This is a genomic window from Streptomyces sp. NBC_00306, assembly GCF_036169555.1.
Taxonomy (GTDB): Bacteria; Actinomycetota; Actinomycetes; order Streptomycetales; family Streptomycetaceae; genus Streptomyces; species Streptomyces achmelvichensis.
Genome location: NZ_CP108032.1, coordinates 713,327 through 727,586, shown reverse-complemented (window position 1 = coordinate 727,586; position 14,260 = coordinate 713,327). Strand labels below are relative to the sequence as shown.

The window sequence follows — 14,260 nt, the reverse complement described above, 5'->3', positions numbered from 1 at the left end:
TGCTGTTTCCTCTAGATTCCGGTCGGGGTGCGCCAGGAGGTGAAGCGGCGCTCCAGGGCCACGAGCAGCTGGTTGAAGGCCACACCTATGGCGGAGATGGTGATGATCCCGGCGTACATCTCGGGGATCGCGAAGTTGAACTGCGAGGAGTTGACGAGGTAGCCGAGGCCGGCCTTGGCGCCCACCATCTCGGCGGCGACCAGGACGAGGATGGCGATCGCGCCGGCCAGCCGGATGCCCGTGAAGACGGTGGGCACCGAGGCGGGCAGGATGACCTTCTGGAAGATCTTCGGGGCGGGCAGGTCCATCGAACGGGCGAGCCGCAAAAGGGTCGGATCGACGCTGCGCACGGCGCTGATGGTGTTCAGCAGGATGGGCCAGGTGCACGCGTAGAGCACGATGGAGATCTTCGAGGTCTCCCCGATGCCGAGCAGGAGGACGAAGACCGGCAGCAGGGCCAGCGCGGCGGTGTTGCGGAACACCTCCAGCAGCGGCCCGAGGAGGTCGGCGAGCGGCCGGTACCAGCCGATGAGAAGTCCGAGCGGTACGGCGAGCGCCACCGCGAGCCCGAATCCGGACAGCGAGCGCACCAGGCTGGCCTGCGCGTGCTGGGCGAGCTGACCGTCCGTCAGCAGCCCCCACCAGGCGACGGCGACCTCGGAGAAGGGCGGCAGGAACGTCCGGTCGACGAGCCCGAGGCGGGGGGCGATCTCCCACAGAGCCAGGAGCGCGGCGACGGCGACCGTCCTGGTGACCACGGTCAGCAGGGCGCGCCCGGTGAGACCGGCCACGCGGGGGAGTGTGCCCTTGCGGACGGGGGCCACCGGGGTCGCATCCCCGCTCCGTGCCGGGCCGGCCGCCTCGGGGGCCTTCGTCGCAGCCTGCTCGGCGGTCGCCGTGGCGGCTTTCTCGGTGGTGATGCTCATGGTGTGACGGCCTCCCTCTCCTGCTGCTGCGCGCGGCTGACCTCGTCGCGCAGCAGGCTCCAGATCTGATGGCGGTGGTGCGCGAACGCGGGGCTGGAACGCGGATCGGCGGCGGCATCGCGGTCGCCCAGGTCGATCGGCACGACCTCCTTGATCCGGCCGGGCCGGGAGGTGAGCACCGCGACACGCTGCCCGAGGTGCACCGCCTCGTCGATGCCGTGCGTGATGAACACGATCGTCTTGCCGGTGCGCTGCCAGATCCGCAGCAGCTCGTCCTGGAGCGACTCGCGGGTCTGGGCGTCGAGCGCCGCGAACGGTTCGTCCATCAGCAGCACATCGGGGTCGTAGGCAAGGCTGCGGGCGATCGCCACGCGCTGGCGCATACCGCCGGACAGCTCGTGCGGATGCCGGTTCTCGAAGCCGTCGAGACCGACGAGCGCGAGGTACTCCCGGGCCCGCGCGGCCCGCTCGCGGCGCGGCACCCGGGTCGCCTCCAGCCCGAACTCCACGTTGCCCTGGGCGGTCCGCCAGGGGAGCAGGGCGTACTGCTGGAAGACGATGCCCCGGTCGAGACCCGGTCCGGAGACCGGCCGGCCGTCCAGCAGAATGCGGCCCTCGGTGGGCTCGGCCAGTCCGCCGAGGAGATCGAGGAGCGTGGACTTCCCGCAGCCGCTCGGACCCACCACGACCAGGAACTCGCCGGGGGCGATGTCGAGGTCGATACCGTCCAGCGCTGTCACCGGCGTCTGCTTCCCGCGCACGGGAAAGGTCTTGCCGACACCCTGGAAACTGATTTTCGCCGTCATCGGTCAGCTCCCCGTCTTCTTGCCCGCGTTGAACTCATTGGTGTAGAGGTCCGGCACCTTCACCCGGCCGGACTCGAGGTCGCCGCGCTCGGTGAGCCAGTCCGCCCAGTAGGACAGCTCCTTCTCCGCGATCCGGCCGCCGGGCGCGGACACTCCGTAGGAGCGCCAGTACTTGAGCGCGGCGTCGGTCTCGTTCCTCTTCCGCTTGGCGACGATCTCGGTCATCCTCGCGACGACCTCCTCGCGGGGTGTCGTACGGGACCAGTCCAGGGCCCTGCCCACCCCGGTGACGAAGGTCTTCGCCGTCTCGGGGTTCTGCTCGATGAAGCGCTCGGTGAAGACATAGGTGCCGGCGCTGAAGGCACCGCGGAGGTCGAAGTCGCTGAACAGCTTGCGCACCCCGCCCGCCTCCAGGGCCTTGTCGCGCAGGATGCCGCCGAGGACGCCCACGTCGATCTGCCGCTGACGCAACGACTGTTCGGTGTTGACGGGCGGTATCACGATCCGCTCGACCTGCTTGGCCTCGGCGCGGCTCAGCCCGTTCTTCTTGAGGTAGATGTCGAGCATCGCCTCGTGATGCGCGCCGAGGGTGTTCATTCCGACCTTTTTGCCGATGAGGTCGCGCGGGGAACGAATCGCGCTGTTCTCGGTGACGTAGAAGCCGCTGAAGGCGTATTTGTCGGAGCCGTAATAGCTGATGACCGCCTTGATGGGAGCCTTGCGGGAGGCCAGTTTGACCACGGCCCCGTTGAACGCGCCGCCGAAGTCGGTCTGGCCCGACGCGGCGGTCTGGATGTCCTGGGGGCCACTGATGGTGTCGCCCACCCAGTCCAGTTTCAGATCGCCCAGATAGCCGAGTGATGCGGCGAGTTCGGGCGGGGTGACGGCACCGGCCGAGCCCTGATAGCGGAGTGTCTTGGTATTACGGATGCCGCTGCCACTCGCGGTGCCGCACCCGGCGGCCGCGAGTGCGGAGATGCCGGAGAGCACGAGGAAGCTTCGCCTGGAGAAAGTCATGTCATTCCGTTTCGGGTACGCGAAGGTGCCTGAAAAGCGCGCGAGAAGGACGCAATGCATTCAGGAAAGAGTCGGCGCAAGACGGCAGGGAAAAAGCCGGGAAAGGTCCTGCCGGTGCCATCACCGCGTGACGGGGTGCGAAAGGTTTCAGGCCGTCAGAAGTCCACTGGAGGTGGGACGTGCGCGGGAGGAGAGGTCAGCTGGGCGTGTTTCAGCGGCCGGCGGCACAGAGTGCGCTGGCGTGCCGTCGAAGGTCGACGTGCAGGCGCGATACGAGAATGTCAGCTTGACTCACATCGGCGAGAATGGCAGCGATTTCAGGCCGCGTCAATGCGCTGTGGGAGTCGTCTCGCATGGTGAATTGTTACGGCATTCTTTCGCGAATGTGGCCCGGCCGGGGCGGTCAGGATCGCAAGACGTCCACGATCATGACAGCGCCTGTTCTCCCGACGGTCCCTCAAGCCCTCTGGTGCAACGGCCCGAGCGCCGCGATGCTGTCCGCCGACAGCGCTTACTGCGCGCTCAACCAGCCGTGATCCAGGAGTAGTTGTGATCCCAGGCAGAGCAAGACGGGCCGTCGTGCTGATCGCGACGGCATCCGCCCTGGCGGCGGGGGTCTCCCCGGCCGCCGCCGACTCGACCCCCGACCCCCGACCGCGCGACGCGACGGAAGTGTTGCGTCCCGTTGCACCGCCGCCCGCGAGCGGAGCTTCCGGCAGCGCGAGATCCGTCGCCGACGGCGACGGCATCGAGACGGCGCGCAGCTCCCGGCCGATCGCTCCGGGCGTCCGGCTCACCTCGTACGACCGGCTCGAGTCCGACAGATGGCTGCGGGTCGACGCGCTCTCCGTCGACCTCGACGGCGGCCGCGTGCGGGCCGACTACCTGTCCTCGGGCAAGATCTCCGAACGCTCCACGGTGTCCCGGCTCGCGGCCGCGCACGACGCGGGCCCCGGCCGGCGTACGGTCGCCGCGATCAACGCGGACTTCTTCGACATCAACCAGACCGGCGCCCCGCAGGGCCCCGGCATCAAGGACGGCAAGGTCACCCACTCGCCGGCCGAAGGCGCCAACCGTGCCGTCGGCATCGGGCCGGATGGCGCGGGACGCGTCCTCCAGCTCTACTTCGAGGGCACGCTGACCCTGCCCGGCGGGCAGCACCCGCTCGCGGCGTACAACGCCGCGAACGTCCCGCCCGGCGGCATCGGGGCCTACAACGCGGCATGGGGCAGCGCCGACCGTGCGCTGACCGTGGATGCGGGAAGCCCCGTCGCCGAGGTGCTCGTCCAGGACGGCAAGGTCGTTTCCGTCACCGACCGGCCGGGCAGCGGGCCCGTCGCCGACGGCACCACCGTGCTCGTCGGGCGGGAGGCCGGCGCGACCGCGCTCGCCGCGCTGCGGCCCGGCGACCCGGTGTCGACCACGTACCGGCCGCGCACCGACAGCGGCCCCGTCCCGCGCACCGCGGTCGGCGGCCGCGAACTCCTCGTCGTCGACGGCACACCGCAGAACCACGAGGGAGAGGGCAACAACATCGCGGCCCCCCGCACGGCCGTCGGCTTCTCCCGGGACGGCAGCGCCATGCAGGTCATCACCGTCGACGGACGGCAGGCCGACAGCGGCGGAGTCACCCTCACCGAACTCGGTCTGATGATGAAGCGGGCCGGCGCCCACAGCGCGCTCAACCTCGACGGCGGCGGCTCGTCCACGCTGCTCGCCCGCGAACCCGGCAGCGACGCGCTCCAGGTGGAGAACAGTCCCTCCGACGGCAGCGAGCGCACCGTCCCCAACGGACTCGCGTTCACCGCGCCCGACGGCAGCGGCAGGCTCCGCGGCTTCTGGGTGGAGACCCGCACCCCGCCCGGCTCGGCTCCCACCGCCGACCCGGTCAGGGGCGGTCACCCGGAGCGGGTGTTCCCGGGACTGACCCGCCGCCTCACCGCCGCCGGATACGACGAGAGCTACGGGCCGGCGGCCGGCGCACCCCGATGGCGCTCGTTGCGGCCCTCCGTCGGCCGGGTCGACGAACGAGGAATCTTCCACGCCCGCGACAGCGGGACGGCCGTGATACGCGCCGAACGGGCCGGAGCCCAGGGCAGTACGGAACTCACCGTGCTCGACGATCTCGCCCGAATCGAGCCGACCACCCGGCGTATCGGGCTCGCCGACGGCGACGCCACCGGAAGCTTCGGCATCGTCGGTCACGACGCACAGGGCAACAGTGCCCCGGTCGAACCCGCCGATCTGGAACTCACCTACGACCGCACGAGGTTCGACGTCGAGGACGACGGAGCCGGTGGCTTCACGGTGACCTCCCGCACGGGCGGCGGCGCCGGGCAGATCACCGTCAGGGCCGCGGGCGTCACCACGTCCCTGGCCGTCAGTGTGGGCCTGGCCGAACAGCCGGTCTCCTCCTTCGACGACGCCGGCTCCTGGACCTTCAGCCACGCCCGCGCGGCCGGCGCGGTCGCGGCCGTCCCCGACGGGCAGAGCGGCACCGGACTGGAGCTGACGTACGACTTCACCCGCTCGACCGCCACACGAGCCGCCTACGCCAACCCGCCGCGGCCCATTCCCGTACCGGGGCGCCCACAGTCCTTCACCCTGTGGATCGACGGAGACGGCAACGGTGCCTGGCCGACCCTGCATCTCAAGGACGCGGCGGGCTCGGACCAGTTGCTGCGAGGGCCGTACGTCGACTGGACCGGCTGGCGTCAGGTCACCTTCAGCGTGCCTGCGGGCGTCGCCATACCGCTGTCGGTGCACCGCTTCTACCTCGCGGAGACCGCCGCGGCCCGGCAGTACACCGGACGCGTCGTGATCGACGGACTGTCCGCGCAGGTCCCGCCCGACGTCGCGCTGCCCGACCTGCCGCGCACCGCCGACCCGCTGATCGACTCCGCTGCCGAGACGGGGGACCGGGACTGGCGGTTCGCCGTCATGTCGGACGCACAGTTCGTCGCCCGCGACCCCGACAGCGCGATCGTCCGGCAGGCCCGGCGCACCCTGCGGGAGATCAAGGCGTCCGGGGCGGACTTCGTCGTCGTCAACGGCGACCTCGTGGACGAGGGATCACCCGCGGACCTGGCGTTCGCCCGGCAGGTGCTCACCGAGGAACTGGGCGGCGATCTGCCCTGGTACTACGTGCCCGGCAACCACGAGGTGATGGGCGGCAGAATCGACAACTTCATCGCCGAGTTCGGCCCCGCCCACCGCACCTTCGACCATCGCGGCACTCGCTTCCTGACGCTCGACACATCGAGCCTGACGCTGCGCGGCGGCGGCTTCGAGCAGATCAAGGCGGTACGTGCCCAGCTGGACGCGGCGGCGAAGGACCCGGCCGTGGGTTCGGTGATGGTCGTCGAGCATGTGCCGCCGCGCGATCCCACCGTGCAGAAGGGCAGTCAGCTCAGCGACCGCAAGGAGGCCGCGCTGATCGAGCGGTGGCTCGCGGACTTCCGCCGTACGACAGGAAAGGGCGCGGGGCTGATCGGCAGCCATGTGGGCGTCTTCCACGCCGAGCACGTGGACGGCGTCCCGTATCTGATCAACGGCAACTCGGGGAAGGCACCGGCGGGCCCGGCCAGCGAGGGCGGCTTCACCGGATGGTCGCTCGTCGGGGTCGACGAGGTGAGCCCGGGCGAGCAGCTGATCGCCCGGCACCGTCCGTGGGAGGGGCGGCCGGACTGGGTGTCCGTCCAGACGCGGGCCCATGTCGACGCCCTCACCCTGGAGGCGCCCGGATCGCTGCCTCCCGGGAACAGTGCGGACGTCCGCGCGACGGTCGTGCAGGGCACGCGCACGGTCCCGGTCGCCTTCCCCGTCAGCGCGGACTGGACGGGATCGCTGAATCTGTACATCGGCGACCCTGATGACGCCCGTCAGCGGCACGCGGCGGCGTTCGACCCGGCGACGGGACGGCTCACGGCGCTGAGACCGGGCACGGTGACCCTCGCGGTGACCGTGGGCGGAAACACCCGGAGCGTGGAGGTGCGGATCGCCCGTCAGGCGGCGGGAGAACGGGCGTCGTAGCCGGACGACGGCAGGCTTGACCGCACGGCGGACGGGGACGGAAAGGACGGACCCCGTTCGCCGTGCGGGAAGCCCCGGCACTGGGCAGCCCTGGCCGTAGGCCGTGTCCGTAATCGTCAGTCGTTGTCGCCACCCCGACCACGAGTACGGGGGTTCGACCGCGGGCACCGGCCCGGACGCAGACGGCGCTGTCGCCGGCCCGCCCGGGGCCCGGTCAGCCCTTTGCCAGCCCGAGTTCGTCATCCCCCAGCGGCTCGAAGAACCGCTCCACGTCCTCGTCCGTCACCTGCGACAGCAGCGCCGGCGACCACTGCGGCCTGCGGTCCTTGTCGACGACCTGGGCACGCACCCCCTCGGCCAGATCCGGCCGGGAGAAGGCGGCCGACGACACCCGGAACTCCTGGTCCAGGACCGGTTCGAGCGCGCCGAGCGCCCGGGCCCGCCGCAGCGCCGCCAGGGTCACCTTCACGGCGATGGGCGACCGCGTCAGGATCGTCTCGGCTGCTTCCTTCGCCGCCGGCTCGCCGTACGCGACCAGCCGGTCGAGGATCTCCTCCACCGAGTCGCTCGCGTAGCAGGCGTCGATCCACCCGCGGTGCGCGGCCAGTTCACCCTCGGGCGCGGGTCCGGTGTACGTGCGCAGCACGTCCGCCACCTCCAGCCGGGCGAGCGATGCGGTGAGCTCCGGCAGACGCCCGGACGGCACGAAGTGATCGGCGAGCCCGCACAGCAAGGCGTCGCCCGCGCCCACCGGAAGCCCGGTGAGCGCGAGATGGGTGCCCAGCTCGCCCGGCGCACGGGACAGCAGATGCGTACCGCCGACGTCGGGTACGAAGCCGATGCCGGTCTCGGGCATGGCGACCCTGGAGCGCTCGGTGACGATCCGGACGTCGCCGTGCGCGGAGATGCCGACTCCGCCGCCCATGACGATTCCGTCCATCACGGCGACGTACGGCTTGGGGTAGCGCGCGATACGGGCGTTGAGCCGGTACTCGTCCCGCCAGAAGTCCGTGGCGGTCCGGTCCCCGGCGAGCGCCGCCGTGCGGATGGCCCGGATGTCGCCTCCCGCGCACAGCCCCCGCTCGCCCGCACCGGCGATCACGACGACGCGCACGGCGTCGTCGTGCTCCCATGCGGTGAGCGCCTCGTCGACGGCGTGAACCATGGGATGGGTGAGGGCGTTGATCGCCCGGGGGCGATTGAGCGTGATGTACGCGGCGTGGCCCTCGGTGTGCAGGAGTACGGAGTCGTCGCGGGCCATCGATAGGGTCCTTCCCGGGTGCGGATCTTCGGTCCCATCCTCGCTCACGCGACCCCGTGCACACGAAGCGGAACCCTTCCCGGCAGTCCGACCAGTCGGTATGTTCGGTATCAGTCGGACACGGCAGGCCGGACCACCCGGCCGAGGCGACGGAGGGCCCATGTCTCAGAGCGCACCCACGATCGACGGACACTGCGACGACCGCTTCCGGTCGGTGCGCGAGGCCTTCGAGGAGAACTTCCGCGACCGGGGCGAGCTGGGGGCCGCCGTCTCCGTGATCCACGACGGCGAAACCGTGGTCGACCTGTGGGGCGGCTGGGCGGACGAGGCCCGCACCCGGCCGTGGGAGCGCGAGACCCTGGTCAACGTCTGGTCGACCACCAAGGGCGCCACCGCCCTGTGCGCCCATCTGCTCGCCGACCGGGGCGAGTTGGACCTGGACGCGCCCGTCGCCATGTACTGGCCCGAGTTCGCCGCGGCGGGCAAGGGCGGCATCCTCGTCCGCCACCTCCTCTCCCACCGTGCCGGACTCGCGGGACTGCGTGAACTGCACACCATCGAGGACCTCTACGACTGGGGGCTGACCTGCGCCGCGCTCGCCGCCGAGGAGCCGTGGTGGGAGCCAGGCACCCAGTCCGGCTACCACGCCATGACGTACGGCTTCCTGGTCGGCGAGGTCGTCAGACGTGTCTGCGGGCTGCTCCCGGGGGAGTTGCTCCAGAAGGAGGTCACCGGACCGCTCGGCATCGACTTCACCATCGGGCTGCCGGAGAAGGAGGCGGGGCGGGCCGCCGACCTGGTGCATCCCCCGGCCGCGCCGTCGAGCGAACAGGCCGCGATCTTCGCCCAGATGACTCCCGTCGCGCTGGCCGCGCTGGTCAACCCGATCGTCGGCGCGGCGGACGCCAACACCCCCGAGTGGCGTGCGGCCCAGATCCCGGCGGCCAACGGACACGGCACGGCCCGTGGAGTCGCCGCGCTCTACGGGATCTTCGCCGGGCGGGGCGAGCACGGCGGCCGGCGCATCCTGTCCCCGGAGGCCGCCGAACGGGTCCGCGAGGGCCAGGGCAGCTGCCGTGACCTGGTGCTCGGCAGGGGTTTCCAGCACGACACCGAGGTGGCGCTCGGCCTCTGGCTCAGCGGCGAGAACGGTTCGTACGGCCCCAACCCCCGTGCCGTGGGCCACGACGGCTTCGGCGGCTCGTGCGGTCTGGCCGATCCGGAGGCGGGTCTGAGCCTCGGCTATGTGATGAACCGTATGGGTCCGCACATCGCGGACGACCCCCGGAAGATGGCTCTGGTGACCGCCGTATACGCATCGCTGTAGGCGGGTTCGGGGCCGGGGCCGTCGGGTTCGACGGCCGAGACCGGTGGGTTCGACGGCCGGGGCCGGCGGACTCCCGCCCCTCCGTGCGGCCGTGGCCCTTCCGGATTCTTGCAACACGTTCTACCGTGTGCGCCGCGCCGTGACGGTCGCGAGACTCTGGAGGGGCCGTGCACCTCGAATACACGCCTGAACAGCAGCAGTTGCGCGCCGAACTGCGCACCTACTTCGCCCGGCTGGTGCCGGACAACGTGTACGCCCGCTACGCCGACCCCGGCGAGCAGAAGCGCTTCTACCGCGAGACCGTCCGCCGCCTCGGCACGGACGGCTGGCTCGGCGTCGGCTGGCCGACGGAGTACGGCGGTCGCGGGCTGAGCCCCATGGAGCAGTTCATCTTCTTCGACGAGGCCGCTCAGGCGGGCGTACCGCTGCCGCTGATGGCCCTGAACACGGTCGGCCCGACGATCATGCAGTTCGGCACCGAGGAGCAGAAGGCGTACTTCCTGCCGAAGATCCTCTCCGGCGAGATCGACTTCGCCATCGGCTACAGCGAGCCCGACGCCGGCACGGACCTCGCCGCTCTCAAGACCCGCGCGGTGCGCGAGGGCGACGAGGAGACCGGCCACTACACCGTCAACGGACAGAAGATCTGGACCACCAACGGAGACACGGCCGACTGGGTGTGGCTCGCCGTGCGGACCGACCCCGGCGCACCGCCCCACAAGGGCATCACCATGCTCCTCGTGCCGACGTCCGACCCCGGCTACTCCTGCACCCTGATCAACACCCTGGCCTCCCACGACACGACGGCCAGCTACTACGAGGACATCCGCGTCCCCGCCTCCCGCCGCGTCGGCCAGGAGAACAAGGGCTGGCGGTTGATCACCAACCAGCTCAACCACGAACGCGTCACCCTGGCCGCGCACGGCACCATGGCGATCCGGGCACTGCACAACGTCCAGCGCTGGGCGGCCGACACCAAACTCGCGGACGGCCGCCGGGTCATCGACCTCGGCTGGGTGCGCGGCCGGCTGGCCCGCACCCACACCCGGCTGGACGCGATGAAGCTGCTCAACTGGCAGATGGTGAACGCCGTCCAGCAGGGCACGCTCACCCCGCAGGACGCCTCTGCGGTCAAGGTCTTCGGCTCCGAGGCCCGCCGCGACGCCTACGCCTGGCTCATGGAAGTGGTGGGCGCGGCCGGCCCGCTCAAGGAGGGCTCGGCCGGCACCGTGCTCCACGGCGAGCTGGAGCGCGGGTACCGGTCGGCCGTGATCTTCACGTTCGGCGGCGGGAACAACGAGATCCAGCGCGAGATCATTTCGTGGATCGGACTGGGGATGCCGCGGGTGCGGCGATGACGATGCCGTGACGAGGGCTCACAGCCGGCACCGGGATCCATGGGGATCGAAGGTGCCATCATTCCTGCCTGCCAGGAGGCCCCCGGATCTCTCCGGGGGCCTTGGCCTGTGTCACCTCTGATCCCGGCCACGGGGTGGGTACCTGGGGTACCCGCGGCGAGGCCGGGGTTGCTCACGGGGCGTTCAGCCCGAACACCTGATGGCTGGTGTTGCCGGCGGCCGGGCTGTTGATGTTGCTGTTCGTGCTGATGTTGTTGAACAGCGGGATGACACCGTTGAGGTTGATGGGAAGAATCGATTCGCCCCCGCCCCCGCCTCCGCCGTTGTCGTCGTCGCAGTCGCCCCCGGTGATGTTCGTGGGGTCGGAGTACGAGGCCGCGGCGCTCCCTCCACCCGAGACCGTGACCGTGTTGGTCACCGTGCACGGAGCGTCCTCGGCGACCGACACCGTCAGCTCGAGTACCGGAAAGGACTGGAACGGCTCCACCACGGTGTTGTTGGTGCACGTGATCGACGTCGTGCTCACGTCGCAGTCCCAGGAAGACTGCGACAGCGTGCCGCTCACGGTCAGGCCCGCCGGCAGCGTGTCCGTGAGGGTCACTGTTCCGGCGGTCGAGTCGATGGTGCTGCGGTTGCTCACCTGGAAGCTGTAGACCCCGGTTTCGCCCCGGGCGAAGTCGCCCGAGTGGAACTTCGCGACGGCGAGCACCGGCGCTGCCAGTGCCGGTGTGGCGCCCACCGCGAACGGAAGGACGACACTCGCCCCGAACACTGTGGCCAGGGCGGCCATGCGCCGCCCCAACGGATGCCTCATTGCCATGAACATTCTCCTGTCGCGTGAAGTACCGCGTGGCTCGCCCCGTGGCATGAGAGCTGGGGCGCCGGACGCGGGAGGACTGCACATGGACAACGCGCCGGCGGACAGCCGGCCACTGGGGCCGGCGTCCACGTCACCCGATCGCCCACGCAATGCCCTCGCCTGTACCAACGGACTCGCCGAGGGCTCGTCGGTGCGGGCACGCGCCAGGAGGCTGTCGTCAGCGGACGACGTCGAAGACGTTCTTCTGCAGACCGTTGGCGTAGGCCTCGTGCTCGACGAGCTCCAGCTTCTGGGTGTCCTTGTCCGTGTCGCTGAACAGGCGCTTGCCCGCGCCGAGCAGGAGCGGGAAGACCAGCAGGTGGTACCGGTCGATCAGGCCGGCGTCCGAGAGGCTCCGGTTGAGGGTGGCGCTGCCGTGCATGATGATCGGGCCGCCCTCGGTCTCCTTCAGGGCCGCAACCTCGTCGAGCGAACGCAGGATGGTGGTCCGGCCCCAGTCCGACACCAGGTCGTCGTCGGTCAGCGTGGTGGAGACGACGTACTTCGGCATCTCCTTGTAGTCGGAGAAGTCCTCCATGCCCGGCCAGACCGGGCTGAACGCCTCGTAGCTGGTCCGCCCCAGCAGCATCGCGGTGGCTTCCTGCTGCTCCCTGCCCTTGATCTCGTACGCCTCGGGAAGGAACTCCATGTCCTTGAAGGTCCAGCCCGAGTTCCGGTAGCCCGGCTCACCGCCCGGGGCCTCCACCACGCCGTCGAGCGAGACGAAGGCGGTGCTGATCAGGGTGCGCATCGAAGTGTCTCCCAGGTGTCTCGTGATCGGGTGTCGGCAGGTTCGCCCGCCCGGCTTCGACCGGACTTCCCTGCGCGACGCAACTCTCCCTCACTGACCGCTGATCGTGGTGGAACTCATCGGTCGTCACCACTCCGCCGGCCCGGGCACCCGAGGTGAGGCACGCGGCGCGCCGCGGGTGCCCGGGGGAGTCGGTGGTCAGCCGGCCACGGTGCTGGTCAGCCGGTCACGGCCACGAGCTCGGGACCGTTCGTGAACCGGCCTCCGCCGACGCCTCGCCGTGGCACCCGCTTCTCGGGTGCGGTGAGGGGGACGTCCGGGTCGCCGAGCAGGTCGATGAGCGAGGCACGGGCGCGGGCCACCCGGGAACGGACCGTTCCCACCGGGCAGTTGAGGGCCTCGGCCGCCTCCGCGTAGGGCAGACCCAGGAGCTGCGTGAGGATGAAGGCCTCGCGGCGCTCGGCCGAAATCGTGGCCAGAAGTTCCGCGAGGGCGATGCCGTCCTCGAAGCCGGGGCTGTGCCGCGGCTGGGCCTGTTCCGCGGCGGCCTGCCAGTCGGTCCTGTCGGAGAGCTTCGGCCGGGCAGCCGCGTGGCGCAGGCTGTCCACCACGGTGCGGCGTGCGATGGACAGCAGCCAGGTGCGGGCGGACGAACGGCCCTCGAAACGGTGGAGGCTGCCGAGCGCCCGGAGGAAGACGTCCTGGGTGAGGTCGTCGGCCGCCTGGGGGTCGGCGCTGAGGTAGGCCACATAGCGCCAGACGTCGCGGTGCAGTGCGCGGACGAAGCGGTCGACCCGCACCGGATCGCCGTCGCGAGCGGAGAGTGCCAGGCGGGTCACGGCCGCGTCGCCTTCGGGGGTATGGCGCGGCGGCCTGGTTGCGACGGGACGGTGCAAGGGGTACGAGGCAGGGGTCATCGCCAGAAGTCCTCACGGGAAATCGGGTTCCGGCGTCGCGCCGAAGGGCGAGCCGGTGAGTGGTACGGCCTGCCGGACGGCACGGCCGATGCCCGATGCGCGTCGTGGAAGACTCCGCGGCACCGGGGAACCAGCTGTCAGAAGACAGCAATCCCCGGTGGTGGACCCCGTGAGGTGATGGCGTGGGCGAGAAGGAGCCGTCGTGGCGCGTGGGCTCGCCTGCTCCGGCGTACGCGGATGCGTGAACCGGGCACCGGGGCGGGCCGAGGGAGCATCAGCCGCAGGGGAGCGACCAGCCATCCGGCCAGCGAACGCAGAACGCGGAACGCCGCCCGCTCTCCGTACGCGAGCCACAGACCGCACAGCAGTGACGCCAGCAGGTGCGCCGACAGCATTCCGGTCGGTGACATGTCGCCCATGTCGTGGCCGCTCAACGCCGTGGTGGCGGTGGCCCCGTCCGCCGACCCGTGCAGCGCGTGATCGTGGACGTCCATGCCCTCATGGGGCATCGTCATGCCGGGCTGGTGAGCAGGGCCGCCGTTGCCCACGCCCCCAAGGGCGGCACCGGAGGCCGGTGCGGAGGAATCCGCCGTCCCGAGCGCCAAGGACCTGGCCCATTGCCGGGCCAGCGAACTGTCCGTCGGCGGCGACGGGTACACCATGGCCTGTGCCAGGGAGAAGCACGCGTGCATCCCCGCCTGAGCCACGACGGTCGCCGAGGTGACGACGAGGAGTCCGCGTTCGCGCCCGCCGAGGGCCCAGGCCCCGGCCGTTGTCGCGCCGAACGCGGTGGACATCGCCCACCAGGGAACCGATGTCCCGGACATGAGGATGTGGCCGAAGGCAGCGAGCAGCACACAGACGGCGGCGAACACCGCGGCCCGTAACGCTCGACACCCCCGGCCCGACATCATGGCGGCCTCATCCTTGCATTCCCCCTCGTGGCCGGGCACCCGTCGGTACGGAATTCACCACGCGCCCCCTCATGCCGGGCCTGAGATGTGGT

The 14,260-nt window shown here is 70.8% G+C and carries 12 protein-coding genes; 3 read left to right on the top strand and 9 right to left on the bottom strand.

The window, feature by feature from the left end; all coding sequences use genetic code 11:
• Positions 1 to 11: 11 nt before the first annotated feature.
• The 4 genes from OHA05_RS03195 to OHA05_RS38210 form a co-directional block, all read right to left on the bottom strand.
• On the bottom strand, positions 12 to 926 hold the full coding sequence (locus OHA05_RS03195; protein ID WP_328859738.1) for an ABC transporter permease: 915 nt from the start codon (positions 924 to 926) through the stop codon (positions 12 to 14).
• Positions 923 to 1,732 carry an ABC transporter ATP-binding protein gene (locus OHA05_RS03190; RefSeq protein ID WP_313947960.1) on the bottom strand — a complete coding sequence of 270 codons (810 nt, stop codon included), beginning with the start codon at positions 1,730 to 1,732 and terminating at the stop codon, positions 923 to 925. The genes OHA05_RS03195 and OHA05_RS03190 overlap by 4 nt, the downstream gene beginning before the upstream one ends.
• A 3-nt stretch (positions 1,733 to 1,735) precedes the next feature.
• Positions 1,736 to 2,749 (bottom strand): ABC transporter substrate-binding protein, encoded by a 1,014-nt coding sequence (locus OHA05_RS03185; RefSeq protein ID WP_328859737.1) that lies wholly within the window; start codon positions 2,747 to 2,749, stop codon positions 1,736 to 1,738.
• A 211-nt stretch (positions 2,750 to 2,960) separates the two neighbouring features.
• Positions 2,961 to 3,104 (bottom strand): putative leader peptide, encoded by a 144-nt coding sequence (locus OHA05_RS38210; protein WP_383233353.1) that lies wholly within the window; start codon positions 3,102 to 3,104, stop codon positions 2,961 to 2,963.
• 194 nt (positions 3,105 to 3,298) lie between these two features.
• Between OHA05_RS38210 and OHA05_RS03180 the strand changes: the two genes are divergently transcribed.
• A complete protein-coding gene (locus tag OHA05_RS03180; RefSeq protein ID WP_328859736.1) occupies positions 3,299 to 6,781 on the top strand; it encodes a phosphodiester glycosidase family protein in 3,483 nt (1,160 codons plus the stop codon).
• A gap of 214 nt (positions 6,782 to 6,995) precedes the next feature.
• Here the strand turns inward: OHA05_RS03180 and OHA05_RS03175 are convergent, their stop codons facing one another.
• Positions 6,996 to 8,042 carry an enoyl-CoA hydratase/isomerase family protein gene (locus tag OHA05_RS03175; protein ID WP_328859735.1) on the bottom strand — a complete coding sequence of 349 codons (1,047 nt, stop codon included), beginning with the start codon at positions 8,040 to 8,042 and terminating at the stop codon, positions 6,996 to 6,998.
• A gap of 160 nt (positions 8,043 to 8,202) precedes the next feature.
• Here OHA05_RS03175 and OHA05_RS03170 point away from each other — a divergent pair, with 160 nt between their 5' ends.
• A complete protein-coding gene (locus OHA05_RS03170; RefSeq protein WP_328859734.1) occupies positions 8,203 to 9,369 on the top strand; it encodes a serine hydrolase domain-containing protein in 1,167 nt (388 codons plus the stop codon).
• A 167-nt stretch (positions 9,370 to 9,536) separates the two neighbouring features.
• Complete coding sequence (locus OHA05_RS03165; protein ID WP_313947964.1) at positions 9,537 to 10,727, top strand: acyl-CoA dehydrogenase family protein; 1,191 nt, start codon at positions 9,537 to 9,539, stop codon at positions 10,725 to 10,727.
• Positions 10,728 to 10,899: 172 nt separating this feature from the next.
• Here OHA05_RS03165 and OHA05_RS03160 read toward each other — a convergent pair whose 3' ends face one another.
• The 4 genes from OHA05_RS03160 to OHA05_RS03145 all read right to left on the bottom strand — a co-directional run bounded on the left by OHA05_RS03160 (position 10,900) and on the right by OHA05_RS03145 (position 14,168).
• Complete coding sequence (locus OHA05_RS03160) at positions 10,900 to 11,547, bottom strand: hypothetical protein (protein ID WP_313947965.1); 648 nt, start codon at positions 11,545 to 11,547, stop codon at positions 10,900 to 10,902.
• A 217-nt stretch (positions 11,548 to 11,764) separates the two neighbouring features.
• The gene (locus OHA05_RS03155) at positions 11,765 to 12,337 is read right to left on the bottom strand and encodes a dihydrofolate reductase family protein (protein WP_328859733.1); all 573 of its coding nucleotides are present in this window, start codon (positions 12,335 to 12,337) and stop codon (positions 11,765 to 11,767) included.
• 218 nt (positions 12,338 to 12,555) lie between these two features.
• Positions 12,556 to 13,254, bottom strand: coding sequence for a sigma-70 family RNA polymerase sigma factor (locus OHA05_RS03150; protein WP_328859732.1), 699 nt, complete (start codon positions 13,252 to 13,254; stop codon positions 12,556 to 12,558).
• Positions 13,255 to 13,391: 137 nt separating this feature from the next.
• On the bottom strand, positions 13,392 to 14,168 hold the full coding sequence (locus tag OHA05_RS03145) for a hypothetical protein (protein ID WP_328859731.1): 777 nt from the start codon (positions 14,166 to 14,168) through the stop codon (positions 13,392 to 13,394).
• Positions 14,169 to 14,260 lie beyond the last annotated feature (92 nt).

Bases quoted from the DNA above. Each gene is read 5' to 3' on its own strand.
- OHA05_RS03145 (WP_328859731.1), bottom strand. From the start codon at position 14,168: ATGATGTCGGGCCGGGGGTGTCGAGCGTTACGGGCCGCGGTGTTCGCC.
- OHA05_RS03190 (WP_313947960.1), bottom strand. From the start codon at position 1,732: ATGACGGCGAAAATCAGTTTCCAGGGTGTCGGCAAGACCTTTCCCGTG.
- OHA05_RS03150 (WP_328859732.1), bottom strand. From the start codon at position 13,254: ATGACCCCTGCCTCGTACCCCTTGCACCGTCCCGTCGCAACCAGGCCG.
- OHA05_RS03195 (WP_328859738.1), bottom strand. From the start codon at position 926: ATGAGCATCACCACCGAGAAAGCCGCCACGGCGACCGCCGAGCAGGCT.
- OHA05_RS03175 (WP_328859735.1), bottom strand. From the start codon at position 8,042: ATGGCCCGCGACGACTCCGTACTCCTGCACACCGAGGGCCACGCCGCG.
- OHA05_RS03185 (WP_328859737.1), bottom strand. From the start codon at position 2,749: ATGACTTTCTCCAGGCGAAGCTTCCTCGTGCTCTCCGGCATCTCCGCA.
- OHA05_RS03160 (WP_313947965.1), bottom strand. From the start codon at position 11,547: ATGGCAATGAGGCATCCGTTGGGGCGGCGCATGGCCGCCCTGGCCACA.
- OHA05_RS03170 (WP_328859734.1), top strand. From the start codon at position 8,203: ATGTCTCAGAGCGCACCCACGATCGACGGACACTGCGACGACCGCTTC.
- OHA05_RS03155 (WP_328859733.1), bottom strand. From the start codon at position 12,337: ATGCGCACCCTGATCAGCACCGCCTTCGTCTCGCTCGACGGCGTGGTG.
- OHA05_RS38210 (WP_383233353.1), bottom strand. From the start codon at position 3,104: ATGCGAGACGACTCCCACAGCGCATTGACGCGGCCTGAAATCGCTGCC.